The 25910-nt window shown below is 65.5% G+C and carries 23 protein-coding genes; 8 read left to right on the forward strand and 15 right to left on the reverse strand.

From position 1 onward, the window contains the following. Nucleotides 1–63: 63 nt before the first annotated feature. On the reverse strand, nucleotides 64–1749 hold the full coding sequence (locus LQ953_RS03950) for a hypothetical protein (RefSeq protein ID WP_231029372.1): 1686 nt from the start codon (nucleotides 1747–1749) through the stop codon (nucleotides 64–66). 110 nt (nucleotides 1750–1859) lie between these two features. Next, entirely contained in the window at nucleotides 1860–2450 is a 591-nt protein-coding gene (locus LQ953_RS03955) for a class I SAM-dependent methyltransferase (protein WP_231029373.1), read from the reverse strand. A 46-nt stretch (nucleotides 2451–2496) separates the two neighbouring features. On the opposite strand from LQ953_RS03955, the gene LQ953_RS03960 reads away from it, so the two are divergent. Further along, nucleotides 2497–3804, forward strand: coding sequence for a glycosyltransferase family 2 protein (locus LQ953_RS03960; RefSeq protein ID WP_231029549.1), 1308 nt, complete (start codon nucleotides 2497–2499; stop codon nucleotides 3802–3804). Nucleotides 3805–3828: 24 nt separating this feature from the next. Here the strand turns inward: LQ953_RS03960 and LQ953_RS03965 are convergent, their stop codons facing one another. The 4 genes from LQ953_RS03965 to LQ953_RS03980 form a co-directional block, all read right to left on the reverse strand. Continuing rightward, on the reverse strand, nucleotides 3829–5046 hold the full coding sequence (locus LQ953_RS03965; RefSeq protein WP_231029374.1) for an argininosuccinate synthase: 1218 nt from the start codon (nucleotides 5044–5046) through the stop codon (nucleotides 3829–3831). Nucleotides 5047–5113: 67 nt separating this feature from the next. Continuing rightward, complete coding sequence (locus tag LQ953_RS03970) at nucleotides 5114–6364, reverse strand: SAM-dependent methyltransferase (RefSeq protein ID WP_231029375.1); 1251 nt, start codon at nucleotides 6362–6364, stop codon at nucleotides 5114–5116. Nucleotides 6365–6441: 77 nt separating this feature from the next. Then, the gene (locus LQ953_RS03975) at nucleotides 6442–7131 is read right to left on the reverse strand and encodes a molybdopterin-dependent oxidoreductase (RefSeq protein WP_231029550.1); all 690 of its coding nucleotides are present in this window, start codon (nucleotides 7129–7131) and stop codon (nucleotides 6442–6444) included. Between the two features lie 38 nt (nucleotides 7132–7169). After that, a complete protein-coding gene (locus LQ953_RS03980) occupies nucleotides 7170–7886 on the reverse strand; it encodes a cytochrome b/b6 domain-containing protein (protein ID WP_231029376.1) in 717 nt (238 codons plus the stop codon). A 77-nt stretch (nucleotides 7887–7963) separates the two neighbouring features. Here LQ953_RS03980 and LQ953_RS03985 point away from each other — a divergent pair, with 77 nt between their 5' ends. Further along, nucleotides 7964–8581 carry a flavin reductase family protein gene (locus tag LQ953_RS03985; RefSeq protein WP_231029377.1) on the forward strand — a complete coding sequence of 206 codons (618 nt, stop codon included), beginning with the start codon at nucleotides 7964–7966 and terminating at the stop codon, nucleotides 8579–8581. Nucleotides 8582–8611: 30 nt separating this feature from the next. On the opposite strand, the gene LQ953_RS03990 is transcribed toward LQ953_RS03985, so the two are convergent. Beyond that, entirely contained in the window at nucleotides 8612–9373 is a 762-nt protein-coding gene (locus tag LQ953_RS03990) for a sulfite exporter TauE/SafE family protein (RefSeq protein WP_231029378.1), read from the reverse strand. A gap of 48 nt (nucleotides 9374–9421) precedes the next feature. Beyond that, nucleotides 9422–10630, reverse strand: coding sequence for a 23S rRNA (adenine(2503)-C(2))-methyltransferase RlmN (gene rlmN, locus LQ953_RS03995; protein WP_231029379.1), 1209 nt, complete (start codon nucleotides 10628–10630; stop codon nucleotides 9422–9424). A gap of 156 nt (nucleotides 10631–10786) precedes the next feature. On the opposite strand from rlmN, the gene LQ953_RS04000 reads away from it, so the two are divergent. Beyond that, nucleotides 10787–11116: a DUF4168 domain-containing protein gene (locus LQ953_RS04000; RefSeq protein WP_231029380.1), complete on the forward strand. Its 330-nt coding sequence runs from the start codon at nucleotides 10787–10789 to the stop codon at nucleotides 11114–11116. A gap of 174 nt (nucleotides 11117–11290) precedes the next feature. On the opposite strand, the gene LQ953_RS04005 is transcribed toward LQ953_RS04000, so the two are convergent. Continuing rightward, nucleotides 11291–11749 (reverse strand): invasion associated locus B family protein, encoded by a 459-nt coding sequence (locus LQ953_RS04005; protein WP_231029381.1) that lies wholly within the window; start codon nucleotides 11747–11749, stop codon nucleotides 11291–11293. Next, nucleotides 11746–12393 (reverse strand): histidine phosphatase family protein, encoded by a 648-nt coding sequence (locus tag LQ953_RS04010; RefSeq protein ID WP_231029382.1) that lies wholly within the window; start codon nucleotides 12391–12393, stop codon nucleotides 11746–11748. Before LQ953_RS04010 ends, LQ953_RS04005 begins: the two co-directional genes overlap by 4 nt. A 238-nt stretch (nucleotides 12394–12631) precedes the next feature. Here LQ953_RS04010 and LQ953_RS04015 point away from each other — a divergent pair, with 238 nt between their 5' ends. Together LQ953_RS04015 and dnaN are read left to right on the forward strand one after the other, a co-directional pair. Beyond that, complete coding sequence (locus LQ953_RS04015) at nucleotides 12632–13285, forward strand: outer membrane protein (protein WP_231029383.1); 654 nt, start codon at nucleotides 12632–12634, stop codon at nucleotides 13283–13285. Between the two features lie 143 nt (nucleotides 13286–13428). Further along, nucleotides 13429–14541: a DNA polymerase III subunit beta gene (dnaN, locus tag LQ953_RS04020; protein ID WP_231029384.1), complete on the forward strand. Its 1113-nt coding sequence runs from the start codon at nucleotides 13429–13431 to the stop codon at nucleotides 14539–14541. Nucleotides 14542–14596: 55 nt separating this feature from the next. Here dnaN and LQ953_RS04025 read toward each other — a convergent pair whose 3' ends face one another. Further along, the gene (locus tag LQ953_RS04025; RefSeq protein ID WP_231029385.1) at nucleotides 14597–14938 is read right to left on the reverse strand and encodes a hypothetical protein; all 342 of its coding nucleotides are present in this window, start codon (nucleotides 14936–14938) and stop codon (nucleotides 14597–14599) included. A gap of 110 nt (nucleotides 14939–15048) precedes the next feature. Further along, on the reverse strand, nucleotides 15049–15831 hold the full coding sequence (locus LQ953_RS04030) for a hypothetical protein (protein ID WP_231029386.1): 783 nt from the start codon (nucleotides 15829–15831) through the stop codon (nucleotides 15049–15051). An 81-nt stretch (nucleotides 15832–15912) separates the two neighbouring features. On the opposite strand from LQ953_RS04030, the gene recF reads away from it, so the two are divergent. Together recF and gyrB are read left to right on the forward strand one after the other, a co-directional pair. Continuing rightward, nucleotides 15913–16974, forward strand: coding sequence for a DNA replication/repair protein RecF (gene recF, locus LQ953_RS04035; protein WP_231029387.1), 1062 nt, complete (start codon nucleotides 15913–15915; stop codon nucleotides 16972–16974). Nucleotides 16975–17098: 124 nt separating this feature from the next. Continuing rightward, entirely contained in the window at nucleotides 17099–19606 is a 2508-nt protein-coding gene (gyrB, locus tag LQ953_RS04040; RefSeq protein ID WP_443026539.1) for a DNA topoisomerase (ATP-hydrolyzing) subunit B, read from the forward strand. Nucleotides 19607–19663: 57 nt separating this feature from the next. Here the strand turns inward: gyrB and LQ953_RS04045 are convergent, their stop codons facing one another. Then, the gene (locus tag LQ953_RS04045) at nucleotides 19664–21502 is read right to left on the reverse strand and encodes a DUF885 domain-containing protein (protein WP_231029389.1); all 1839 of its coding nucleotides are present in this window, start codon (nucleotides 21500–21502) and stop codon (nucleotides 19664–19666) included. Between the two features lie 77 nt (nucleotides 21503–21579). Next, nucleotides 21580–22425 carry an oxygenase MpaB family protein gene (locus LQ953_RS04050; RefSeq protein ID WP_231029390.1) on the reverse strand — a complete coding sequence of 282 codons (846 nt, stop codon included), beginning with the start codon at nucleotides 22423–22425 and terminating at the stop codon, nucleotides 21580–21582. A gap of 135 nt (nucleotides 22426–22560) precedes the next feature. Here LQ953_RS04050 and ppc point away from each other — a divergent pair, with 135 nt between their 5' ends. After that, nucleotides 22561–25233: a phosphoenolpyruvate carboxylase gene (ppc, locus tag LQ953_RS04055; RefSeq protein ID WP_231029551.1), complete on the forward strand. Its 2673-nt coding sequence runs from the start codon at nucleotides 22561–22563 to the stop codon at nucleotides 25231–25233. Nucleotides 25234–25476: 243 nt separating this feature from the next. Here the strand turns inward: ppc and LQ953_RS04060 are convergent, their stop codons facing one another. Continuing rightward, complete coding sequence (locus LQ953_RS04060; protein ID WP_231029391.1) at nucleotides 25477–25869, reverse strand: acyl-CoA thioesterase; 393 nt, start codon at nucleotides 25867–25869, stop codon at nucleotides 25477–25479. Between the last annotated feature and the right edge of the window lie 41 nt (nucleotides 25870–25910).

Genomic DNA, 25910 nt, shown 5'->3' on the forward strand with positions numbered 1-25910 from the left:
ACCTTTCAAGCGGACTCGGCGGGGGACGGAAATCGGCTGAAGATCGATCTCCGCCTTAGCCCATTAGCGCACACGGTATAGGCGCATGGGCGTGCCGTGCAGGGGTATCGGCTCCAACCAATCGGGCGTGCGCCCGGCCCGAAGCGCCGCGACCACGCTCTGTGGATACCTTTGATCGGGGTTCAACTCTCCGAAGTCGCCTGGACAGTACAAGACATACTCTGTTCGCCAGTCAGACGCGATCCGGCGCGCCTGACCGTTCGAACCGAGGAAGAACCGGTAGACCGCCATGTTGCCCGCATCGTTACGGTGGTACCCGGCACCGACGGTCGAGTGGTGCGTTGCGCCCACCACAAAAGCGGCAACGGCGGTTCCTGCCATGATTTTGCTCGGCGGAAGCTTATCTACCTGCCTCCAAGCTTCACCTCGCGAACAGAGCACCTGCGGCGGAAGAACCCTGCTGTGTCCGGGAGTTCCTGCGGCCGTTCGGGAAGTCAGAATTGCTTCAACTTGCTCGGCCCCGGCCGCATAGGCCATTCCGGCGCCCGACAACCAGGCTAACATCGTGAGAAGGGACCGCCCGCCGGTGCCGCGACGCGCGCCCAGAATCAACGTGGCGAGCATAGGGGCAGCCAGCGGCGCACCGATATACACGCCCCGCACCTGCGCCAGCATTGTCAGCCCTGAGAGGATGATGACCGCCGCCAAAGGCGCGATCACCATCCAGCGACGGTGCTTCGCCACCATGATCCAAATCGACACGAGACAAGCGGTGGCCATCAAACCGCCAAAGGCGACAATCCTCACCGGCCTTTGCCGAAAGATGCCTGCCGCTTCGTCGATGTTCGGCAGAAAATTCTCACGGAGAAACGGATCAACTGACCCATAGGGTCCAGCGACACACGCTGGGTACACCAGCAACGTCCCAATCAACGCGCAGCCGCCCAGCACCGCGCCGACCATAAGCCGCGCGCGCCAGCCGTGGAGGTGTCGCGTCAACAGGGCCAGCGTCATGAGACACGCCGCAACTGCCAACGTGCCGGTGGAGGATGCTGGCGTAAATGCGTCGCACAGCGCTGCGCTCCAATATTCCGGGCGCAAGAACAGCAGGAAAAACAGGGTTGTCCCACCGAGCGCCACACCGAAGCCGAAGAGGCGTAGACGCTCTTCCTCCCCGCGGATCACCCAGGCGAGCGCGAGAAACGCGACCAGCGCTGCCACCTGCGGCGTGGTTTCAAGGCCAACAATCAGGCTGAGGGCCGCGGCCAGCCCGATAATAGCGCCTGTACTACCTCGAGCCGGTCGCATCGACGAGAATACCGCGATTTGAATCAGCACCACCTGAAGCGCGTGATGGTCGATCCGGCCGGGAATGAAGACGGTAGTACCGGGGTACGCCAGCGCGGTCAGCACCGCCGCCACGAGCCCTGCCTCCCCGCCCCATAGCAGTCGGCCAATGCGGGCGGATAGGTAGATGGCGCAGGCGAACAACAGGGCCGGATACAAAAGGACCGCCGCGAGCTCGGCATGGAAACGCCCCAATATAGGAGTCACCGCTAGGATGATTGCTGCAACTCCGACGTCGTTTATGCGCGACCAATGCATCGCAGCGCCTGTCGGCGGACCCATGCGATGCTGCGTCCAATCGTTGAGCCCTTGACCCCCGATCCAGTCGCGCACCTGCGCAAGCCGCATGATGTCATCGGGATCCGGAAGCAGAAGATGCCCGACACGTTGCCAGTCGGTCACTGCCCAGCAGAGGGAAAGTATGGACGCGAGCAGTGCTGCGACGATCAGATCCTGACGTCGCCCGCCGACCGCGTCTGAACCATGCCTCAATGTCAGCACGAGACCTAAACTCAGCGCGTGAGGACGGTCACGAAATGTAAGCCGCGATCGAAAATCCACGAAAACGGTCTAGGATAGATGGCCAGTCTCGCCGCGAAGCTGCTGGTCCTAAGATGGAGCCGCGACCATATCGCATTCCATTCGCGCCGGGACAGGTAGTTGTACGGCAGCCGTACGCCATGCGCGGCGTTGCCGACCCAGTCCATGAAGCGCAGCGTTGCGCCCGCGGCAAAGCCGTCCCGAAGATGGTCTTTGATCACGATCAAGGGCGCTATCCTCGCGATCTCAGCCAGCACCGCCTCGGGATCATCCGTGTGGTGAAGCACATCGACGACCATGGCTGCATCGAACGCGTTGTCTGGAAAGGGGATATGCGCGCCGTCATACGCATGCACAGGTATGGCCGTATTGGGCCGGACGAGAACATCGATTCCCTCGATGGAAACATCGGGGCGCAACTGCATGATCAGCACCGCGAGGTCGCCGCTTCCGCAGCCAACATCCAAGACTCGCGCGCCCCAAGGCAACCGCCCGGCAATGGCAGCCGCTAGCGTCCGCACACGGCGGCCGAAAACCAGCTTGTTGTGAACAGACCCTAGCATCGCTCTCTCCCCGGCTTCGACGGGGAAGCGGTAGCAGTTGATCCGTGTGAAATGGTTAACGGCGGCACCTCAGTCACCGCCCCGCCTCAGCGTTAACCAAAAATTCTACTCGCTCCCCCAAAAAGGCATGGACCCAGGAGATGCAATGTCCGTCGCCGCACTGCTGAAGCACCCACCGAAGTTGCCGCCGCGTGCACCTGCACGCGAAGTGGAACTCTCGATTGTCATGCCATGCCTCAACGAGGCGGAGACGCTCGCCATTTGCATCAAGAAGGCGAACGCTTTTCTTGCCGAGCAGAGCATCTCTGGTGAAGTCGTCGTCGCCGACAACGGATCGACCGACGGATCACAGCAAATCGCAAATGCATTGGGCGCGCGAATCGTGCACGTGCCGGCGCGTGGCTATGGCGCTGCGCTGATAGGCGGTATCGAAGCAGCACGCGGACGGTTTGTCGCCATCGGCGATGCAGATAATTCTTATGATTTCGGCAGCCTTGCCCCGTTCATCAGCGAACTGCGCAATGGTGCGGATCTGGTGATGGGTAATCGGTTCAGGGGCGGGATTCAGCCTGGGGCCATGCCCCCCTTGCACCGCTGGCTCGGCAATCCAGTGCTCAGCTTCCTGGGCAGGGCGTTTTTCCGCATCTCCGTCGGCGACTTTCATTGCGGGTTGCGGGCCTTTCGCCGCGAAAGCATCCAGGCACTCGAACTGAAGACGTCAGGCATGGAATTCGCCAGCGAAATGGTCGTCCGAGCGGCGATCGGGAAGCTCGACATACGCGAGGTGCCGACCACGCTCGCTCCCGACGGACGCAGCCGTGCCCCCCATCTGCGGACCTGGCGCGACGGCTGGCGGCACTTGCGGTTCCTGCTGATCTACGCACCGCGCTTCCTGTTCCTCTACCCCGGCTTGGCGCTGGCCCTTATTGGGATGGTCGGCGTGCTCGGTCTCGCTCAGGGTGACATCCGAGTGGGCGCTGTCGAGTTCGGCGTCCACACCATGATCTTCGCCGCGATGGCGGTGCTGATGGGATCTCAGTTGATCGGCTTGAGCATCATGGCCCGGCGCTATGGCGCAATTGCCGGCATGTGGCCCGAAAGCGGGTTGATGCGGCACGTTCGCAGCGCGTTCACCGTCGAGCGCGCCTGTGTCGCAGGCGGAGTGATGCTTGCCTTGGGAATTGGCGGCGCCGTAACCGCCACCTCGATCTGGGCGTCGACCGGCTTTGGAGGGCTTGACCCTTCCGAACTCATGCGCCTCACCATTCCATCGATGCTGCTCGGCTGCATCGGGCTTCAGATGGTGGTAACCGCCTTCTTCATCGGCTTGCTGGACCAGCCGCGCGGACGCTGAACACGTCGCGCGGCTTGCCTCCGCTCAGCTCTCGCGCCGCCCCAGCAATCGCAGGCGCAGCGCGTTCAGCTTGATGAACCCAGCCGCGTCGCGCTGGTCATAGGCGCCCTGGTCGTCTTCAAAGGTCACGACCTTTTCCGAATACAGGCTGTAGGGCGACTTGCGGCCGGTGACGGTTGCCTGGCCCTTGTAGAGCTTCAGCCGCACGGTGCCGGTCACCTTTTCCTGGCTGTGGTCGATCGCGGCCTGGAGCATTTCGCGCTCGGGCGCGAACCAGAAGCCGTTGTAGATCAGCTCGGCATAGCGCGGGGCAAGCTCGTCCTTCAGGTGCGCGGCGCCGCGATCCAGCGTGATCTGCTCGATGCCGCGATGCGCGATCGAATAGATCGTGCCGCCGGGCGTCTCGTACATGCCGCGGCTCTTCATGCCGACGAAGCGGTTCTCGACCAGGTCGAGACGGCCGATGCCGTGCTTGCGGCCGAGTTCGTTGAGTGCGGTCAGCAGGGTAGCCGGGCTCATCGCCTCGCCGTTCAGCGAAACGCCGTCGCCGCGCTCGAAATCGATGGTGATCGTCTCCGGCGCGTCAGGCGCGTCCTCGGGGTTCACCGTGCGCGAATAGACGTAATCGGGCACTTCCTGCCACGGGTCCTCGAGCACCTTGCCCTCGGACGAGGTGTGCAGGAGGTTCGCGTCGGTGGAAAAGGGCGATTCGCCGCGCTTGTCCTTGGCGACCGGGATCTGGTGCGCCTCAGCGAACTCGATGAGGCGGGTGCGGCTGGTCAGGTCCCACTCGCGCCACGGCGCGATCACCTTGATGTCGGGGTTGAGCGCGTAATAGCCGAGCTCAAAGCGGACCTGGTCGTTGCCCTTGCCGGTCGCGCCGTGGCTGACCGCGTCGGCATTGACCATGCGCGCGATCTCGATCTGGCGCTTGGCGATCAGCGGCCGCGCGATCGACGTGCCGAGCAGATAGGTGCCCTCATACAGCGCATTGGCGCGCATCATCGGGAACACGAAATCGCGGACGAACTCCTCGCGCAGATCGTCGATGAAGATGTGCTCGGGCTTCACGCCGGCCATCTCCGCCTTCTTGCGCGCGGGCTCCAGCTCCTCGCCCTGGCCGAGATCGGCGGTGAAGGTCACCACCTCGCATTGATATTCCTGCTGCAGCCATTTCAGGATCACGCTGGTGTCCAGCCCGCCCGAATAGGCGAGGACAACGCGGTTGATCTTGTCGGACATGGGGCAGCGACTCCGGGGTGATTATGAATCGGCGCGCTCTAGGGTCCCGTGCCCCTGCATGCAACCATCAGGCGCGGAGCGGTGGCGCGGCGTCGACCTCCTCGCGCAGCGCCAGCTCAGCCTGAGCCATATAGTCGCGGGTAATCGGCAGCGTATGGCGCGAGCGCGAGAATTGCAGCTGATAATTGACCAGCCCGCCATTCCAGAAACTGACGAAGCAACCGGCGAGATAGAAGGTCCACATGCGATAGAAGCGCTCGTCGTACAACGCGACGATCTCGTCCCGCGCGGCCACCGTCCGCTCGTACCAGGCCTTGAGCGTATAAGCGTAATGCAGCCGCAGCACCTCGATGTCGGTCACGAACATCTTGAGGCCCTCATAGCCCTGCGCGATCTCCGACAGGGCGGGGATATAGCCGCCGGGGAAGATGTATTTGAGCGTGAACGCGTCGGTATAGCCCGGCCCGCCCGCGCGCCCAATCGTGTGAAGCAGCATCACGCCTTCAGGCGTCAGCAGCTCGCGTACCTTGGCGAAGAAGGTACGGTATTGCGGCGTGCCGACATGCTCGAACATGCCGACCGACACGATGCGGTCAAACTGACCGGTAAGCGCGCGATAGTCGATCAGCTCGAACTTGACCTTGTCCGCGACCCCCGCCGCTTCGGCGCGCTCACGAGCGACCTTGAGCTGTTCTTCGGACAAGGTGATGCCCAGCACCTCGGCACCGGTCTTCTGGTGGATATAGAGCGCCATCCCGCCCCAGCCACAGCCAATGTCGAGCACGCGCATGCCGGGTTCGATCGCCAGCTTGGCGACGATATGCGCCTTCTTATCGGCCTGGGCTTGTTCCAATCCGTTCGACGGATCGGTGAAGTAGGCGCAGCTATATTGCCGGTCCTTGTCGAGGAACAGATCGTACAGCGTCGCCGAGAGATCATAGTGATGCGCCACGTTGCGCTTGGCAGAGCGCGCCATGTTGCGCCGCCCAAGCCAGTGCGCCGCCTTGCCGACCAGCCGCTGCATCGGCTTTGGGTCGAGTACGGTCCGACTCTCCTCCCAGCGGTTATTCTCAGTCATCAGCATCAGCAGGTCGAGGATATCGCCCTCTTCCATGATGAGCTTGCCGTCCATGAACGCTTCGGCCGCGCCCAGGCTGGGGTCGCGCAGGATTTGCCGCTCGGCACCGGGGCCGAAGCGGATCGCCACCGGCTTGAGATCGGGATCCGGCGTACCGAAGGTGCGGGAGCCGCCGTCCCGGAGGACAGTGAGCTGGCCGCGCTTGACGGCACGGGCGAAAAAGCGGTCGATCAAAGCCATGGCACGGACCCGAAGCAGGTTTTTATGTCCTGGCTTTATCCGCAACGATCTTCCGCGGCGCAACAACTCGCGTCCAATCAGATGCCGGCGTACCATTCATAGCCGTTCGAATCCTCCCAATAGCCGCCCTTGCCGCCGCCGATTCCCGCGAGCGAGGCAACCACCTCCACGCCCATGATGTACTTGGCCTGCTTGTAGCCGAGTTGCCGCTCGACGCGCAGCCGCACCGGCGCGCCATGGCCGACATCGAGATACCGGTCGTTCATCGCCCAGGCGAGCAGCGTCTGTGGGTGAAAGGCGTCGATCAGGTCGATCGATTCGTAAAAGGCGTCTCCGCCAAAACGATCGGCGCAATGGAACACCACATAGCGTGCATCGTCGCGGATGCCGGCGAGTCGCAGCACCGTTTCCAGCCGCGGGCCCTGCCACTTGCCGATCGCACTCCACCCTTCGACACAGTCGTGCCGGGTGATCTGCGCGCGCTGCGGCAGCGATTGCAGCTGGGCGAGGCTCACGTTGAGCGGCCGCCGCACCAGGCCGGTCACCGGAAGCCGCCAGTCGGCGAAGCGGTTAGCCGCCAGCGCGTTATACTCAGGCGTGCCCGGGCTGCGGGTGCCGTTGGTGCGGAACACCGGGCTCATCTGATCGGTGCGGTATTCGCGCGCCAACGCCGCCCGCCCGGTGACTGAGCGTTGCAGGAAGCGGTGTGCATCCTCGGCGCTCAGCAGCGCGGGGTGGTCGCTCCACCGGTCGCACCCGGCGAGCATCACTGCCCCGGTGCTGACGAGCAAGTTGCGCCGCGTGATCACGAATGGTCCTCCTCGGGCGCGCGCCACCAGCCGGTGATCATCGAGCGCACTTCATTCGCTGCCCCGGCCAGGATCACCAGCGTCAGGTGGACGATGACGAACAGCGTCATCGCGCCCATCGCGATGAAGTGCACCGAGCGCGCCGATTGCCGCCCGCCGAACAGGTCGGGCAGCCATGCCCACATGCCCGGCGCCAGTGCGAGCCCACTCAGCACCAGCAGCGGCATCAGCACGAAAATGACGCCGACATAGGAGAGCTTCTGAAAGACGTTGTACGCGCGTGGATCGTGCGGATCATGGAAGCGCAGCGCCCAGTGCGCCTTCAGGTCGGTGCACAAGGCGCGGGCCGTCAGGTCACGCGACCGGATGCGCAGATCGCGCTGGATGTGCCGGTTGACCAGGCTCCACACCATGTAGAGCAGCAGGCCAAACGCGAGCACGAGCGCGAAGAACAGATGCCAGTGCCGGGCGCCCGACAGGCTATAGCGCGACGGCAGCGTCACCCAGCCCGGCCAGCGCGGCAGCTCCAGCCAGGCGGGATCGAAGTTCGCGCCGTAATGGCCCCAATAAAGCCGCGGATGCGCGTTGAAGATCATCAGCCCGCTGCCGATCAGCACGATCACGGCAACCGCGTTCACCCAGTGCCACAGCCGCGTGAACAGGCGATGCCGATAGACGCGAACCGGCGCGTCGGCGGTGGAGACAACATCCATGCCGACGGGGATAGCAGCCCAGGCGCAGGGCCGCACCCCTGCTTGCAACGCGTGGAACCGCCACGCATTGCGCATCGATGACCGATTACCATTTCTACGAACCCGCCAAGGGGCATGGCCTGAAGCACAATCCGCTGAACGCGATCGTGGCTCCGCGCCCGATCGGCTGGATCAGCACGGTTTCACCCGCCGGCGTGCGCAACCTGGCGCCGTACAGCTTCTTCAACGCCTTTGCGTATGTACCCCCGCTGATCGGCTTTTCCTCGCAAGGTTGGAAGGACAGCGTCGAGAATGCCCGCACAACCGGCGAGTTCGTGTGGAATCTCGCCACGCGCGATCAGGCTGAGGCGATGAACGCAAGTTCGGCGAGCGTGGCGCACGATATCGACGAGTTCGCCCTCGCCGGACTTGGCACCCTGCCCTCCGCACGGGTCCGCCCGGCCCGCGTCGCCGGCAGCCCGGTGCAGTTCGAATGCAAAGTCACTCAGATCGTCCAGCTGGAAACCAAGGAAGGTACGGCGATCGAGCAATGGCTGGTGCTCGGCGAAGTGGTCGCCGCCCATATCGATCGCGCGATGCTGGAGGACGGCGTCTACCAGACCGCCCGCGCCCGCCCGATCCTGCGCGGTGGCGGTCCCGCCGACTATTTCGAGGTTACCGAGGACGCGCTGTTCCGGATGCAGAGGCCTGCTTAATAATTAGATCCTGTCCGGGAGGATCCAGGCTCATCCATAAGCCCGCACGAAGAACACCACCGTCGTCACGCCCGTCACCCCAAGCGTCCACCACCGCACCAGAGCCGGTGGCAGCCGCTTGCCCACGCGCGCGCCCAGCCAGCCGCCCAGCACCGATCCTACCAGCATCGGCGCGGCCGCGCTCCAGCGCACCAGCCCGAAGGTGATGAACACGAACGCCGCCGCGAAGTTTGCCGTTGCCAGCATCAGCGTGCGCGGCGCGAACATCGCCCGGGGGCTCATCGCCGCCAGCAGCCCATAGGTCGCCGTGGTCATGATCCCGACGCCCCCGCCGAAATAGCCGCCATAGACCCCGAGCATCGTCTGCGCGACGACCAGCGCCCGCGGCCCGATCGTCACCCGCGCCCGCAGCCATGCGGACGCCGGACCGCCAAAGGCAATTGCCAGAAATGCGATCAGCAGCAACCAGGGAATGATGACGTCGAACGCTCGGCTAGGCGTCACCACCAGCAGCAAGCTGCCCACCAGCCCGCTGACAAAGGTGATCGCCGCCAGCAGCTTGATGGACACACCACCCAGCGGCGTGAGTTCGTCGCGAAACGCCCAGGCACTCGCCCCTGCCCCGGGCAGCAGCGAGACGTTGGACGTCGCATTGGCGACATTGGCCGGGAGCCCCAGCGCGATCAGCGACGGCAACGTCGCAAAGGTCCCACCCCCGGCGAGCGCGTTCATCGCGCCGCCGAGAATACCGGCGCCGAATGCGAGCGCAAGGGGAACAAGATCGGGGCTCACTTGCCCTCCAAGCCGGTTGGAAGTGCGCCGCTAATCGCCAGCAAGGGCTCAGCCTAGCGCCGCCATCTTTTCCTCGGCCTCGCGATCCATCTGCGCGCGGCTCTTCTTTTCCGCCGCAGTCTTCAGCTGACCGCATGCCGCGTCGATGTCGCGGCCACGCGGGGTGCGTACCGGCGCCGAGATGCCGCCTTCAAACACTATGTTGGAGAAAGACCGGATTCGCTCGGGCGTCGAGCATTCGTACGCCGCGCCGGGCCAGGGGTTGAACGGGATCAGGTTCACCTTGGCCGGCAGCTTGTACTTCTTGAGCAGGCGGACCAGTTCATGCGCGTCGGCGTCGCTGTCGTTCTTGTCCTTGAGCATCACATATTCGAACGTGATGCGCCGGGCGTTGTTGGCACCCGGATAATCGGCGCACGCCTGTAGCAGTTCCTCGATGCCGTATTTCTTGTTCAGCGGCACGATCTCGTCGCGCACGTCCTTGGTCACCGCGTGGAGCGATACCGCCAGGTTCACGCCGATCTCTTCACCCGCGCGTGCCATCATCGGCACCACGCCACTGGTCGACAGGGTGATGCGCCGCTTGCTCAGCGCCAGCCCGTCGCCGTCCATGACGATCTGCAGCCCGGACTTCACTTCGTCGAAATTGTACAGCGGCTCGCCCATGCCCATCATCACGATGTTGGTGAGCATCCGCCCCTCGGGCTGGCTCGGCCATTCGCCCAGCGAGTCGCGCGCCAGCATCACCTGGCCGACGATCTCGCCCGCGGTCAGGTTGCGCACCAGCCGCATCGTGCCGGTGTGGCAGAAGCGGCAATTTAGCGTGCAGCCCACCTGGCTCGAGACGCACAGCGTTCCCCGATCCGCATCGGGGATGAACACCATCTCGTAATCCTGCCCGTCGGGCGAGCGCAGCAGCCATTTGCGCGTGCCGTCGTTCGACACCTGCGCCTCGACCACGTCCGGGCGCCCGATCACGAACCGCTCGGCCAGCCATGGATGCTGCGCCTTGGCAATATCGGTCATGTGCGAAAAGTCGGTCGCACCGCGATTGTAGATCCAGTGCCACAGCTGCTTGGCGCGCAGCTTGGCCTGCTTTAGCTCCATGCCGCCTTCCAGCAACGCGGCGCGGATGCCCTCCTTGGACAGGCCGATCAGGTCGGTCTTGCCATCGGACCGCGGCGACTTGGCGCGCGGTATGGGCACGGGATCGATGTGCCCGGGAATGGGCATGGGAGCGGCCGACACTGTCTGCATGGGCAACCATATAAGCGATTTCGCGCGCAATTTCCACACCCTGTGCAAGCGCGCCGCCCGTCATGCGAATGGCACAGAGCGCCGCGTTGCGCTTGCCGGCTGCGGGTGTCGAGGCCGATCAGGACGATGTGGGGCAACCACAGTCGGAGTATTCACATGCTGTTCTCAATGATCCTCGGCGCGGCGCTTGCCGCGACTCAGGTCGCCCCGCAGCAGGCCGCACCCGCCACCGGCGCGGCATCTGCCACCGTCAGCGAAACCGAAGTGCGCCAGTTCGCCGGCGCCGCCCTCACCATCACCCGCGCGCAAAAGGACGCGACCGTGAGCGAGGACGACCGCAACAAGAAGGCGGCTGAGGCCGTTGCTGCCTCGGGCATTGCGCCCGACCGCTTCAATGCCATCGCCCAGGCGATGCAGACCGATTCCGCGCTCAAGCAGCGCATCCAGACTGCGGCGATCGCACAGGCGCAACGCCCCAGCCGCTGATCCTCAGCCAACTCCCGTCATCCCGGCCTTGAGCCGGGATCCCGCTTCTTCTTCTGTCGGCACAAGGCAGCGGGACCCCGGCTCAAGGCCGGGGTGACGAAGGGCGTTCGGGCGTACCGACTCTCTTGTTCCCTGACGAAGGCCGGGGAACTGATCAGTTTTGGCGCCGCAAATTCATGCTTGAAACCGCACGCACCCCAGGGCGGCCGCATCGATCGCCGTCGCAGCCCCCTTCAAGGGGTAGCTGTCCACAAATGGCGCCCCGTTGGCGGAAACCGTCTCCACCGACATGCTCCGCCCCTCGCGCATCGCTGCCACCACCGCCGCGTCGGTGCGGGTATCGGGCGCCCAGGCATCGTTTGGCCCCGCCTGCAATTCGAAGCGCCGCTCCCCGATCGACAGCGTCACCCGCGCATCAGCCCTGCGCGGGCGGCTCAGCCGAATGTGGAGCTGGTTGCGCGCACCCGCTCGCGGCCAGCTTGCGATGCTCGCAAAGGCGCCGCTCCCCCGCCGCACCGGCTTCGCAATCGCATAGCAGCGCAGCGGCGAGGCGTCGCGAAACGCGCCCCACCCCTCGTACACGCCCAGCGCATCGCGCGGCGCCAGCAGCAAGGCGAGCGCCAGCGCGATCATGCCGGCGCGGCGCCGCGCCCGGTGCCGGTGTGCACCACGGTTTCGCGGCCGCCCTCGATCATCACGATCGACCCTTGCGGCAGGTCCGGCGCCACCGGGGCGTCGAACTGCGGCATCACGTCCAGTCCGGCCATCACCCCTCGCAGGATGCGGCTCGACATGCCGTGCATGATTACCAGCCGGTCGCCCGCATCTTCGTCCGTATCCGCAACCCAGGACGACACCCGCACGGCAATTGCGTCATACCATTCGCCCCCCGGCGGCGGGCGGTTGTACAGCCCATGCTCCAGGTCCAGGAACTCGCCCACCTCGTCGCGCAGCGCGTCGTAATAGCGCCCGCTCCATTCGCCCATGCCGATCTCGACCAGCCGCTCGTCGGTGCGCGCCTGATGCCAGTCGAGTTCCAGATGCTCGGCGATGATCGCCAGCGTCTGCAAGGCACGGCCCATGGTCGAGGACCACAGGGTCAGCTTGGGCTTTGGCCCGAGTATCTCGCGCAGCGCCGCGCCCATTGCATCGGCTTGGGCAAATCCCGCGCGGGTGAGCGGCGTATGCGGGTGCGCCCCCTGCATCCGGCGGGCGATATTGAACACGGTCTCCCCGTGCCGGGCAATGAAGTCGCGGCCCTTGCGATTGGCGTGCATGCAGATCCTTTCAAGCTTCGCCAAGCGAAACGCAACGTCTCCATTCCAGTTCGTTTCGTTCAGGTAACTGTCAGCAGGTCCTCGCCACAGCGCGGGTGGGATCGCAGCCACCCGAACAGGTGTTGCAGGAATGTCACGCGATTGCGCGTTTATCTGACGTTCATGCAACTGGCGCCGCGGCACCCCAGTTATGCCACCCACTCGCCCGGTTGGGCGGTCGGTTCTTTAAGGAGTTTGTATGCGTAAGATCGTCTTCCTCGCCGCCCTGGCCGCTTCCTCGGCTTTCGCCGCGCCGGCATTCGCACAGGACGCAGCCCCGAGCGGTTTCCGCGTCGGCGTGATCGGTGGTTATGACATCGTCCGTCCGGGCAGCACCGAGGACTCCGACCGCGACGGCGACGACCAGAGCGTTGAGGGTTTCCAGTACGGCATCGAGGCCGGCTATGACATTCCGCTGGGCGGCGCCGTACTCGGCATCGAAGCCGAACTGAGCGACTCCACGGGCAAGACCCGCGCGAACCGTTCGGACCCGAACTTCTTCGGCTATGGCGAAGTCGCCACTGGCCGTGACATCTATGTCGGTGCCCGCCTTGGCTTCGAAGCAAGCCCCGGCACGCTGATCTACGCCAAGGGCGGCTACACCAATGCCCGTCTCAACGTCCTCGCCGTGAACGGCAACAACGAGACAGACGAGAACTTCCAGCTCGACGGCTGGCGTCTGGGCGCGGGTGTCGAGAAGTCGATCGGCCGCAACACCTATGCCAAGCTCGAATATCGCTACTCGAACTACACCGACGCCGATTTCGAGCGCGCGAACGGCACGGTCACTGACCGCTTCGAAGTCGATACCGACCGTCACCAGATCGTGGCTGGCCTCGGCTTCCGCTTCTAAGGACGCGGTTCAGTAACGCGGACGCAGCATTTTGCTGTGCAGGAAAGGGTCGGGGCGCTTGCCCCGGCCCTTTTTGCCGTTAGAGATTAGGGTCGACTGCATTACCGCTGCCGGATTCGTGCCGGCGGTTCCGGGGGTTTGACATGAAAGCGACGATCGAACGCGCAACTCTGTTGAGGGGCCTGAGCCACGTCCAGTCCGTGGTAGAGCGGCGCAACACGATTCCTATTCTCTCCAACGTGCTGATCGAGGCGCAGCCGAACGGCGCGCTGCGTCTGATGGCGACCGATCTCGATCTCCAGATCGACGAGACGATCCCCGCCACGGTGGACCAGCCCGGCGCGATCACCGTGTCGGCGCACACGTTGTTCGATATTGCCCGCAAGCTGCCTGAGGGCTCGCAGGTCGAGCTGTCGGCAGCCGAAGGCCGCATCACCATCAACGCCGGCCGCGCCAAGTTCACCCTGGCGACCCTGCCACGCGACGATTTCCCGATGATCGCGGAAGGCGAACTGCCGACCACCTTCGAACTGCCGGCCGAGACGCTCAAGCAGATCATCGACAAGACCCGCTTCGCCATCTCCACCGAAGAAACCCGCTATTACCTGAACGGCATCTTCCTGCACGTCACCGACGACCCGCAGCCGGTGCTCAAGGCCGCGGCCACCGACGGCCACCGCCTTGCCCGCGTGACCGTCGCGCGCCCTGATGGCGCAGAGACGATGCCCGACGTGATCGTGCCGCGTAAGTGCGTGGCCGAACTCCGGAAACTGCTCGACGAAGTCGACGGTTCGGTCGGCGTGTCGCTGTCGGGTTCCAAGATCCGCTTCGACCTGGGCCAGGCGATCCTGACCTCCAAACTGATCGACGGCACCTTTCCTGATTACAGCCGCGTCATTCCGACGGCGAACGACAAGATCCTCAAGATCGACCCCAAGAGCTTCATGCAGGGCGTCGACCGCGTTTCCACGATCGCCACGGAGAAGACCCGTGCGGTCAAGATGGCGCTGGACCGCGACAAGATCACGCTGTCGGTCACCAGCCCGGAGAACGGTGCCGCTGCTGAGGAAGTCCCCGGCGAATATGTGTCGCTGCCGTTCGAGATCGGCTTCAACAGCCGCTACCTGATGGACATTCTCGGCCAGATCGAAAGCGACTTGGTCGAAGTGCATTTGGCGGACGCCGCCGCCCCGACGCTGATCCGTGAGAACGATCAGTCGCCGGCGCTGTATGTCCTGATGCCGATGCGGGTGTAACCACCACCCGCTTCGATCCTCTCCCCGTTAAGCTCGGGGGAGGATCGAACTGGTTCTACTGCGCCCGGATCGTGCTCACCTCGGCCTTGGCGCGGTCCTCCACTGCCTTGGCACGCGCATCGGCCTGGCGCTCCAGGATGCGCGCCTGCTGCTTCAGCGCCTCGGCGCGTGCCTTGAGCCGCTCTGCCTCGAATCCGGTCACCGCCTTGGCCTGGTTGGTCAGCTGCTCGGCTTCGGCTTCCATGGCGTCGGCCTGCCGCTCCGCCTCATCCTCGATATTGTCCGCCACGGCTTCGGCGGCGTCCTCGATATTGTCGATCTGCTGCTCGCGCGGATCCTGGCTGCCGCACGCGCCCAGCAGCAGTAATCCCGCCATTCCAAAAGCCGCAAAACGCATCGTCGCTCTCCCTGTTTCGCCACCGAACGAGCGAGCGACCGCTTTCGTTTCGCCTCCCGTGGGACGGTGAAGCTCTCCCGGGCGGTCACACCCGTGGAGAGCCACCAATCTTACTTCGCCGGGGTCGCCTTGAGCGCCGCCGGAGGCGCAGGCATCTGCCCACCCTGCGCTGCCGCAGCCTTCTGCGCCGCTTCCATCTTGTCGCGCTCAGCCTTGAACCGCGCGGTCAGCGCGTCGCGGCCCAGCGCTGCGGCGGGCAGCTTGAACGTGTCGGCATCGAACTTGGCCTTCTCCACCTTTTCCAGCGTCACGCCCTGGCCCATGCGCAGCACCAGGCCCTTGCTCATCAGTTCCTCGACCTTCTTGTCGACCTTGTTCTCCGGCTGGCCGCTCTCGCGCATTCCCAAGGTCATCATCCGCGTCTGGAGCAGCATCGCCTTGCCCATCTGCTTGTAGGCCGGATCGGTCGCGATCACCGCGTCGAGCTCGCCGCCCGGCGCAGGCGCGCCGCCCTTGGCGCGCAGCTTCCACAACTCGCCGGGCAGGTTGGCGATCGTCTCGGTACCCGTCTTCGCCAGTTCATAGTCCGGCTGCTGCGGCGGCGCTGGCGGCTTGGCACCCGATTCCTTCATGGCGGTGCCGATCACCTGGCCCAGATCGTCGATCTTCGCGACCACCGTTCCCTGGCTGTCCTTGCCTACCAGATAGTCGACGCCGTCCTTGCGGATCAGCGTGTTGCCCATCATGTCGATGCGCGCGTCGCCATTGGCGGCGACCTTCAGCGTCATCCCGGCGGATTGACCGCCCAGCTTATAGGTAGCGGTCGCATCTTCAGGCGACTTGGAACAGGCGGCGAGGAGCAGCGCCCCGGCCACGGCGAAACGGATACGCATCATTGGAATTCCTTGCAGTTTCGCGCGCCTTCATCGGCGAAGTGCTGTCGCCCGGCAAGTGGCTGCGCTAGGACCCGCGCCATGCCCGTCACTCGGCTCGTCCTGACCGACTTCCGCAACCACGCCGACGCCGTGCTGGCTCCCGGCACCGGCTTCGTCGTGCTCACCGGCGAAAATGGCGCGGGCAAGACCAACATCCTGGAGGCGGTATCGCTGCTCGCCCCGGGCCGCGGCCTACGCCGCGCGCCGTTGAGCGAGATGGCGCGCCAGGGCGGCAGCGGCGGCTTCGGCGTGGCGGCCAGCCTCGGTGATGTGGAGATCGGCACCGGCACCCAGAGCGCCGCGCCCGAACGCCGGCTGGTGCGGGTCAACGGCGCCGCAGCAGCCGCCACCGTGCTCGCCGAATGGCTGACCGTGCTGTGGCTTACCCCGGCGATGGACCGGCTGTTCATGGAAGGCCCCGGCGAGCGTCGCCGCTTCCTCGATCGCCTGACGCTGGCGCTCGCCCCAGGTCACGCCCACGAATCCACGCGTTACGAAGCCGCAATGCGCCAGCGCAATCGCCTGCTCGCCGACGACACGCCCCCCGATCCAAACTGGCTCGCCGCACTGGAGGCGCGCATGGCCGAACACGGCGCCGCCATCCAGCGCGAGCGCGAGAGCGCCGTGACCCTGTTGCGCGACCGCCTGGCCGCCGAACCGGAAAGCGTGTTCGCGCGCGCTGGTCTGGCGCTGGAGGGCTGTACCGGCGACGCCTACACCCTCGCCCGCGACCTGCGCGACAATCGCCGCCGCGATGCCGCCGCCGGCCGCGCGCTCGCCGGCCCGCACCGAAGCGACTTGCTCGTCACCCATGTCAGCAAGGACCAACCGGCCCAACTCTGCTCCACCGGCGAGCAAAAGGCGCTGCTGCTCGGCCTGGTCCTCGCCCATGCCGAACTGGTCGCCGACCGCGTCGGCCGCGCGCCTATCCTGCTCCTGGACGAAGTCGCCGCACACCTCGACCCCAGCCGCCGCGCCGCACTGTTCGAGCGCCTGGCGGGTAAGGGCCAGGTGTGGATGACGGGCACCGAAGCCGGCCTGTTCGACGCGGTGCCGGGCAATGCCACGCGCTATGCCGTTGCGCATGGCAGGATCGACTAAACAGCCACCGCCCCGCCTGCGGTAACCACTACCCTGATCGATCGGCATAGACGCTGGCTGGCCGCGTCGCGACGCCCCCGCCACGGGTGCCATTTCGCTTCCGTTTCACCGGCGCGGACCCTATATGCTGGGCATGGCAACCGACGACACCAACGCTCCCAATCAGAACAGCTACGGCGCAGATTCGATCAAGGTCCTCAAGGGCCTCGACGCGGTCCGCAAGCGTCCGGGCATGTATATCGGCGACACCGATGACGGCTCGGGCCTCCACCACATGGTGTTCGAGGTGTCGGACAACGCGATCGACGAGGCGCTGGCCGGCCATTGCGACAGGATCATCATCCAGCTCAACGCCGACGGCTCGGTCAGCGTCGAGGACAATGGCCGCGGCATCCCGACCGGCATCCACTCCGAGGAAGGTGTTTCGGCGGCCGAGGTCATCATGACCCAGCTCCACGCCGGCGGTAAGTTCGAGAACACCTCGGACGACAATGCCTACAAGGTGTCGGGCGGCCTGCACGGCGTCGGCGTCTCGGTGGTGAACGCGCTGTCCGAATGGCTGGATCTCAACATCTGGCGCGACGGCGAAGAACATTACATGCGCTTTGCGCATGGCGACGCGGTGGCGCCGCTCAAGGTGATCGGCCCGGCAGACGGCAAGAAGGGCACCCGCGTGACCTTCCTCGCCTCGCCGGAAACCTTCAAGATCACCGAATATGATTTCGACAAGCTCGAACACCGATATCGCGAGCTCGCCTTCCTCAATTCGGGCGTGCGGCTGATCCTGCGCGACGCCCGGCACGAAGATGTCAAGGAGATCGAGCTGTTCTACGAAGGCGGCATCGCCGCGTTCGTGAAGTATCTCGACCGCAACAAAGTCGCGCTGATGCCCGATCCCGTCGCGATCAGCGGCACTCGCGACGACGTCACCATCGATGTCGCGCTGGAGTGGAACGACAGCTACTACGAAAACGTCCTCTGCTTCACCAACAACATCCCGCAGCGCGACGGCGGCACGCACCTGGCCGCCTTCCGCGCCGCGCTGACCCGCACGCTCAACAGCTATGCCGACAAGTCCGGCATGCTGAAGAAGGAAAAGGTCAGCCTCACGGGCGACGACATGCGCGAAGGCCTGACCGCCATCGTCTCAGTCAAGCTGCCCGATCCCAAGTTCAGCTCGCAGACCAAGGACAAGCTGGTCAGCAGCGAAGTCCGCCAGCCGCTCGAATCGCTGATGGCCGACAAGCTCGCCGAGTGGCTCGAGGAGAACCCCGCCACGGCCAAGCAGATCATCCAGAAGGTGATCGACGCCGCCGCTGCGCGCGAAGCTGCCAAGAAGGCGCGCGAGCTCACCCGCCGCAAGGGCGTCATGGACATCGCCTCGCTTCCCGGCAAGCTCGCCGACTGCCAGGAGCGCGATCCCGCCAAGTCCGAACTGTTCTTCGTCGAGGGTGACTCGGCCGGCGGCTCGGCCAAGCAGGGCCGCGACCGCCATTTCCAGGCGATCCTCCCCTTGCGCGGCAAGATCCTCAACGTCGAGCGTGCGCGCTTCGACCGGATGCTCGCCAGCCGTGAGATCGGCACGATCATCACGGCGCTCGGCACCGGCATCCGCGACGATTTCAACATCGAGAAGCTGCGCTACCACAAGATCGTCATCATGACTGACGCAGACGTCGACGGCGCGCATATCCGCACGCTGCTGCTGACCTTCTTCTACCGCCAGATGCCCGAGATCATCACCAACGGGCACCTCTATATCGCCCAGCCGCCGCTGTATAAGGCGAGCAAGGGCCGCAGCGAAGTGTACCTCAAGGACGATGCCGCGCTGGACCAGTATCTGGTCGACGCGGGCGTCGGCGGCAATGTGCTCGACACTGGCGGATCGCAGCGGTCGGGCGAGGATCTGCGCGAGCTGGTCGAGCATGCCCGGCGCATGCGCACGCTGATGCGCTATGTGCCGCGCCGCTATTCGGCGGACATCATCGAAGTGCTGGCGCTGGGCGGCGGGCTTGATCCCGAAGCAAGCCGCGAGCAGCGCGGGGAGAGCCTCAAGACTACCGTCCACCGGCTCGATGCCGCCGATCCCGAGGCGCGCTGGTCGGCACGGATCACCGAGGATGGCGGTTATCATTTCGAGCGGCTGTGGCGCGGCGTGACCGACCACCACATCGTGGAGGCGGTGTTCCTCGTCTCGGCCGAGGCGCGCAAACTCCACACGCTCGCCTCCGAACAGGCACCTAGCTACCTCCACCCCTCCAAGCTGGTGCCGTCCAAGGCGGTTCCCGCGACCGAGGTCGAGGCAGCAATGGCGATCGAGGGTGAGGAAGAACCCGTCACCGTCGGCAAGGGCCAGACCCTGGTGTCGCGTCCCTCGCAGCTCCTCGACGCCATCCTGGCCGCAGGCCGCAAGGGCCTGTCGATCCAGCGCTACAAGGGTCTGGGCGAGATGAATGCCGAGCAGCTGTGGGAAACCACGCTGGATCCGGCCAACCGCTCGATGCTCGTGGTCCAGGCCGACCAGGCCGATGTCGCCGACGCGATCTTCACGCAGCTGATGGGCGACGTGGTCGAGCCGCGCCGCGACTTCATCCAGGAAAACGCACTCAGCGTCGCCAATCTGGACGTCTGATCAACGCACCGATCCGGGCGGCTTCGACCTTCGAAGCCGCCGGGATCATGGCCCGCGTCATCCCCGGCGCGAGGCGATCCAGCGGTCGATCTTCTGCTCCAGGATCTGCATCGGCAGCGCGCCGGTCATCAGCACCTGCTCGTGAAATCCCTTCAAGTCGAACCTGCTGCCAAGCGCCTGCTCGGCCCGGGCGCGCAGTTCCAGGATCTTGAGCTGGCCGACCTTGTACGCCAGCGCCTGGCCCGGCATCGCGATGTAGCGCTCGACTTCGCTGGTCGCGTCGGTGCGGCTCATCGAACTGTTGTCGAGCATGTACTTGATCGCCTGGTCGCGGGTCCAACCCTTGGCGTGGATACCTGAATCCACCACCAGCCGCATGGCGCGCAGCATCTCGTCGTTCAGCCCGCCAAACCGCTGATACGGATCGGTCTCCATCCCCAGCTCGTCCCACAGCGTTTCGGCATAAAGCGCCCAGCCCTCGACATAGGCCGTGTTGCCGCCAAACCGCATGAAGTTGGGCAGTTCGGCATTCTCCTGCGCCAGGCTGATCTGGAAATGGTGCCCCGGCGCACCCTCGTGCAGGTACAAGGTCTCCTGCCCCCAGGTCGAACGCGAGGGCAGGTCATAGGTGTTGTAGTAGAAGACGCCCGGCCGCGATCCGTCGGGCGCACCCGACATATAGGACCCGCCCGCGTCAGTCTTCTCGCGGTAATCGGGCACTGGGCGAATCTCGAGGCCCGTCTTGGGCAGGGTCGAGAAGATCTGCCCAACCCGCGCGTTCACCCGCTTGCCGATCGCATAATATTCGTCGCGCAGTGCATCCTTGCTTGCCGGGCGAAACCTGGCGTCGGTGCGCAGGAACTCGAAGAACGCTGGCAGGTCGCCCTTGAAGCCCACCTGGGTCTTCACGGCCTCCATCTCGCGCTGGATGCGCGCCACTTCGCTCAGGCCTAGATTGTGGACGTTATCGGCAGAGAGCGGCAGCGTCGTGTTCTGCTCGATCAGAAAGGCATAAAGCTTGGACCCGCCCTTCATATTGACCAACCCGACATTCTCCCGCGCCGCGGGCAAATATTCCTTGGCCAGGAAGTCGCGCAGCCGCTGATAGGCCGGGCGGATCTCGTCGCGGATCACCGCCGCGGTCTCGGCGCGCAGCTGTGCCTGGTCCGCCGCCGGCACTTCGGCGGGGAACGCCTTGAGCGGCGCGTAGAAGGTCGATCCCTCCACCCCTTGCTTCAGCTGGAGGTCGAGCTGGTCGATGACATTGCGCACCACCAGCTTGGGCTGCACCACGCCCGCCGCCAGCCCCTCGCGGAACCGCGCGATCGACGCGTCGATGATCTGGGCATAGCGATGGTGCCGGCTGATGCTGTCGCGGTAATCCTTTACCGTCTTGAACGGCGCGGCGCTCTGGCCCGAGGCGAGGTCGGGATAGAAGGTGTGGATGCCGCTAAAGTGATCGATCGGCCGCACCACGCTGAGCGAGAGGAGCTCCGGGCTGAGCGCGCGCAGTCCGAGCTGCGTCTGCCACTTGAAGATGTCATAGGCGAGCTGGTCGGTGGCCGACAGCACCGCACGGTCGATCCGCCCCAGCGCCGCCAGGTCCTTCTCGCCCGCGGCACGCTCGGCGTCGTAATAGGCGTCGCTGATCATGTCGCCGAGCTGGTCGGCATAGCGCATGTCGCCGCGGAACAGCGCGTTCAGCGGATTGCGGCGAAGACTGTCCTCGTCGCTCTGCTTGAACAGCGCGTGGAGCGCCGCCGACGCGTCCGCTTGGCTAGCGACCGGCGCAGCGGGAGTTTCGACCGCCGGAGCGCTGTCGCCACCGGTGGTCGTGCAAGCCGATAGGATCGCCGCAATGGCACTGGCGGCGAGAAGGTGTACGCGCAAGATCATGCCCCTGAACAAGAAAACGGTGCCCGCACCGATGCGGCACCCCACAAGCGCTGGCAAGCCCGCCTGACGTCAGTGCCTCAGCGAAACGCCCACCGCATCGTCTCGGCCGCGCCCCGGGTCACCGCCCGCACCGCCGGCGCCGCCAATCCTGGGCCGGAGAGCCCATGCATTCGCCGCGCCCAAGGGGGCAGCAAGTCGATCGCGGCCTGAAAGGTCAGTGTCTGAAACGGCTTGGCGGCAACGCTGGGCGCAGGCTGGTTGAGCAGCACATGCGCCACGTCGCGGGTGCGGGCGTCGACCAGCAGTTCAGGGCGCATCGCCGCGATCAGCGCCTCGGCCTCGGCCCGGCTATGCGGCACCGGATCGGCGCCCAGCTTCTCGCCCACCACCGCCACCTCGGCGAAATAGCGGTCCTGATCGGCCAGCGACATGCCCGGCTCCGCATAGCGCCGCCACGCGTCGAGAAAGCTGATACTCTCGGTCACATGCACCCAGGCGAGCAGCCGGGGATCGTCGGCGCGATAGGGCGTGCCATCCGGCAGCGTCCCATGGACGAAGCCATGCACCTGCCGCACCTTGGCGATGATCGCCTCCGCTTCCGCGCGCGAGCCATAGCTGGTCACGGCGATGAAGCGCGCCGTCCGCCGCAGCCGCCCATGCATGTCCTCGCGAAAACGCGAATGGTCCCACACCCCGGCCAGCACCGCGGGGTGGAGCATCTGGAGCAGCAGCGAGGCGACGCCACCCACCATCATGCTGGTCAGGTCGCCATGCACGCGCCAGGTCACCGATTGCGGCCCGAACAGCCCGTTCGCCTGCCGCACCACCGGGCGCTCACCGCGCGAAGAATCGTGAAACACCGAACGCACTTGCCCGATCAGGGCGGTCTTCAGCGATCGCGCGGCAAGCTGGGCAGGGTTCATCGCTCACTAGGTAAGAAGCGCCCGCCGATGCGCAAGATTGTTGCTCTGCTTGCCGTAGCACACAAGCCTTCGTTGCGCGACGACAACAAGTGTTTCGGTTGACCGGCTTCCATGCGCAGTGCAGCAAATGCCGCCATGGCTAGCCTGGCGATCGCGAACAACCCGGACATCCGCTTCCTTGGACGCCTGCTCGGCGACGTGATCCGCGCTTATGGCGGCGAGGAACTGTTCAAGCGAATCGAATATATCCGCGCCACTTCGGTCGACCGCCATCGCGGCGTCGCCGGCGCCGGGGCGATCGATCCCGGTCTGGACCGCCTGTCGCTGGACGAGACGCTCGACTTCGTGCGCGGCTTCATGCTGTTCTCCATGCTCGCCAACCTGGTCGAGGACCGCCACGGCTCCGAGACCGAGCCGCAGGCCGATGTCACCTCGGCGCTGGAACGGCTGGCGGGCAGCGGCATTGGCCGCGACGCGGTCAAGGCGCTGCTCGGCCATGCGCTGATCGTCCCGGTGCTCACCGCGCACCCGACCGAAGTGCGCCGCAAGTCGATGATCGACCACAAGAACCGCATCGCCGAACTGATGCGGCTCAAGGATCACGGGCTGGAGGAAACCCCCGACGGCGACAAGGTGGATGAGGCGATCCTGCGCCAGATCGCGCTGCTGTGGCAGACGCGGGTGCTGCGCCGCGAGAAGCTGGGCGTCGCCGACGAGATCGAAACTGCGCTGTCGTACCTGAGCGACGTGTTCCTGCCCGTCCTGCCCGCGCTCTATGCCCGCTGGGACCGAGCGCTGGGCGAGCGCGTCCCCTCCTTCCTGCGCGCCGGCAACTGGATTGGCGGCGACCGCGACGGCAATCCGTTCGTCACCGCGGACTCGCTCCGCCTCGTGCTGGCGCGCTCCTCCCAGGCGGTGCTCGGCTATTATTTCGACGCGGTGCACGCGCTGGGCGCCGAACTGTCCATCTCCACCGAGCATGTTCAGGTCAGCGCAGACCTGCTCAAGCTGGCCGAGGCGAGCCACGACACCGGCGGGAGCCGTCGGGACGAGCCCTATCGCCGCGCGCTGTCGGGCATCTACGCCCGGCTCTCCGCGACGCATGAAAAGCTCGCCGACAAGCCTCCTGCCCGCCCCGCGCCGATCCCCGGCCAAGCCTATGCCGATCCCGCCGAACTACGCGAGGAACTGGCCATCATCGCCCGCGGCCTCTCCGCCGATCCGAACGACCCGCTCGCCAGCGGCGGTGCGCTCGGTCGGCTGATCCGTGCGGTCGACACCTTCGGCTTCCATCTCGCCACGCTCGACATGCGCCAGAACAGCGCGGTGCATGAGCGGGTCGTCGCCGAGCTGCTGCACGCCGCCGGGGTCGAGGACGATTATGCCCTGCTCGACGAGGATGCCCGCGTCGCGCTACTCCGCCGCGAGCTTGCCAGCCCCAGGCTGCTGACCAGTCCTTATGCCGCCTATTCGGAAGAGACCGCGTCCGAACTCGCCATCGTCCGCGCCGCGGCGGAGGCGCACGGCAAGTACGGGCGCCAGTGCATCACGCACTACATCGTATCCATGGCGCAATCCGTGTCCGACCTGCTCGAAGTGCATGTGCTGCTCAAAGAGGCCGGGCTCTACATCCCCGGCGACGAGCCCCAGGCGCATGTCATGGCGATCCCGCTGTTCGAAACCATTGCCGACCTGGAGGGCGCGCCGGCGATCATGGAAGCCTGGCTTGCGCTCCCTGAAGTCGCGGCGATCGCTGCTGCACGCGGGCACCAGGAAGTGATGATCGGCTATTCCGATTCCAACAAGGATGGCGGCTATCTCACCTCTACCTGGCAGCTGTCGCGCGGTTCCACCGCCCTCAAGCCGGTGTTCGAGCGTGCGGACCTTGCCATGCAGCTCTTCCACGGGCGCGGCGGCGCAGTCGGGCGCGGCGGCGGCTCCAGCTTCTCGGCGATCCTCGCCCAGCCGCCCGGCACCGTGCAGGGCCGCATCCGCATCACCGAACAGGGCGAAGTGATCGCCGCCAAATATGGCAGCCGCGCTAGTGCCATGACCAATTTGGAGGCGATGGCTTCGGCCACGCTCATCGCCAGCCTCGAGCCCGAGCAGCTGGCGCCTGCCGACGCCGCCCGCTTCGCCGCGGCGATGAACCAGCTGTCCGACACTGCGTTCAAGGCGTATCGCGGGCTGGTCTATGAAACCGAAGGCTTCAAGACCTTCTTCCGCCAGGCCACGCCCATCGCCGAAATCGCTGGGCTCAAGATCGGCTCGCGCCCGGCCAGCCGCAAGCAATCGGACGCGATCGAGGATCTGCGCGCCATCCCCTGGGTGTTCAGCTGGGCGCAGGCCCGCGTGATGCTGCCGGGCTGGTACGGCGTCGGCGCCGCAATCGAAGCGTTTGAGGACAAGGGCCTGCTGCGCGAGATGGCGACCGCCTGGCCGTTCTTCGCCGCGACGCTCGCCAACATGGAACAGGTACTCGCCAAATCCGACATGGCGATCGCCGAGCATTATGCCGCGATGGTCGAGGACCCCGCGCTGCGCGATCAGGTATTCGGCCGCATCCATTCAGGCTGGCAGTCGACGCATGACGGGCTGCTGACCATCACCCGCCAGACCCGCCTGCTGGAAAAGCATCCGGGCCTCGAAACTTCCATTCGCCTGCGCCTCCCCTATATCGAGCCGCTCAACCTTCTCCAGATCGAGCTCCTCAAGCGCCATCGCGCGGGCGAAGACGACCCCCGCATCGGCGAAGGCATCCTCCTGTCGATCAACGCCATCGCCACTGCGCTACGCAACAGCGGCTAACAATATCTCCACCGCGTAAGCGGGGGAGGTGGCACGCAAAGCGTGACGCAGAGGGCTTCTCCACAAGCACCACGGCCGGATGGAAGAGCAAAACACTAGTTCCCCGGCGGAGGCCGGGGCCCAGCTGCAATACGGTGGAAAGTGCAGGCTTCCGCCACATGGTGCGCCGAAGCTGGGCCCCGGCCTTCGCCGGGGAACTGCTCGATCGAACGATTGCCGCGTGGCGCTAGCGGCGACACCCCCTCACCGCAGAAACGGCGCAATCACCTCCGGCGTCACCCGCACCAGTCGCCCGCTCTCGCGATCCAGCATCGCCCAGGTGGTAACCGCCTCCACCTTCACCTTCCCGTCATCGCCGATGAACCGCATGTGCCGGTCGAACCGCGCCCCACGCGGGCCGTCCGCCAGCCAGGTTTCAGCAGTCACTGCCTCGCCTTCGCGAACATTGCCGCGATAGTCGATCTCATGCCGAGTGATGACCCAGATATAGGCGTCGACATGCGCCTCGTCCGCCACCGCGCGCCAGTGGGAGACCGAAATCTCCTGTATCCACTTCACCCAGACCGCATTGTTGACATGGCCAAGCTCGTCGATGTCGTCGGGCCCGGCGGTGATGCGAGTGGTGAAGCGCGTCATGGCGCCAGTCTAGCCATATGGCGCCCGCGAAAGGAAGCGCG

It is taken from the genome of Sphingomonas sp. IC-56 (assembly GCF_021043375.1).
Lineage (GTDB): Bacteria > Pseudomonadota > Alphaproteobacteria > Sphingomonadales > Sphingomonadaceae > Sphingomonas.

Excerpts from the sequence above, each read along its gene's own strand:
- LQ953_RS03955 (WP_231029373.1), bottom strand. The coding sequence starts at position 2,450 with ATGCTAGGGTCTGTTCACAACAAGCTGGTTTTCGGCCGCCGTGTGCGG.
- LQ953_RS03965 (WP_231029374.1), bottom strand. The coding sequence starts at position 5,046 with ATGTCCGACAAGATCAACCGCGTTGTCCTCGCCTATTCGGGCGGGCTG.
- LQ953_RS03970 (WP_231029375.1), bottom strand. The coding sequence starts at position 6,364 with ATGGCTTTGATCGACCGCTTTTTCGCCCGTGCCGTCAAGCGCGGCCAG.
- LQ953_RS03975 (WP_231029550.1), bottom strand. The coding sequence starts at position 7,131 with ATGCTCGCCGGGTGCGACCGGTGGAGCGACCACCCCGCGCTGCTGAGC.
- LQ953_RS03980 (WP_231029376.1), bottom strand. The coding sequence starts at position 7,886 with ATGGATGTTGTCTCCACCGCCGACGCGCCGGTTCGCGTCTATCGGCAT.
- LQ953_RS03985 (WP_231029377.1), top strand. The coding sequence starts at position 7,964 with ATGACCGATTACCATTTCTACGAACCCGCCAAGGGGCATGGCCTGAAG.
- rlmN (WP_231029379.1), bottom strand. The coding sequence starts at position 10,630 with ATGCAGACAGTGTCGGCCGCTCCCATGCCCATTCCCGGGCACATCGAT.
- LQ953_RS04000 (WP_231029380.1), top strand. The coding sequence starts at position 10,787 with ATGCTGTTCTCAATGATCCTCGGCGCGGCGCTTGCCGCGACTCAGGTC.
- LQ953_RS04005 (WP_231029381.1), bottom strand. The coding sequence starts at position 11,749 with ATGATCGCGCTGGCGCTCGCCTTGCTGCTGGCGCCGCGCGATGCGCTG.
- LQ953_RS04010 (WP_231029382.1), bottom strand. The coding sequence starts at position 12,393 with ATGCACGCCAATCGCAAGGGCCGCGACTTCATTGCCCGGCACGGGGAG.
- LQ953_RS04015 (WP_231029383.1), top strand. The coding sequence starts at position 12,632 with ATGCGTAAGATCGTCTTCCTCGCCGCCCTGGCCGCTTCCTCGGCTTTC.
- dnaN (WP_231029384.1), top strand. The coding sequence starts at position 13,429 with ATGAAAGCGACGATCGAACGCGCAACTCTGTTGAGGGGCCTGAGCCAC.
- LQ953_RS04025 (WP_231029385.1), bottom strand. The coding sequence starts at position 14,938 with ATGCGTTTTGCGGCTTTTGGAATGGCGGGATTACTGCTGCTGGGCGCG.
- LQ953_RS04030 (WP_231029386.1), bottom strand. The coding sequence starts at position 15,831 with ATGCGTATCCGTTTCGCCGTGGCCGGGGCGCTGCTCCTCGCCGCCTGT.
- recF (WP_231029387.1), top strand. The coding sequence starts at position 15,913 with ATGCCCGTCACTCGGCTCGTCCTGACCGACTTCCGCAACCACGCCGAC.
- gyrB (WP_443026539.1), top strand. The coding sequence starts at position 17,099 with ATGCTGGGCATGGCAACCGACGACACCAACGCTCCCAATCAGAACAGC.
- LQ953_RS04045 (WP_231029389.1), bottom strand. The coding sequence starts at position 21,502 with ATGATCTTGCGCGTACACCTTCTCGCCGCCAGTGCCATTGCGGCGATC.
- LQ953_RS04050 (WP_231029390.1), bottom strand. The coding sequence starts at position 22,425 with ATGAACCCTGCCCAGCTTGCCGCGCGATCGCTGAAGACCGCCCTGATC.
- ppc (WP_231029551.1), top strand. The coding sequence starts at position 22,561 with ATGGCTAGCCTGGCGATCGCGAACAACCCGGACATCCGCTTCCTTGGA.
- LQ953_RS04060 (WP_231029391.1), bottom strand. The coding sequence starts at position 25,869 with ATGACGCGCTTCACCACTCGCATCACCGCCGGGCCCGACGACATCGAC.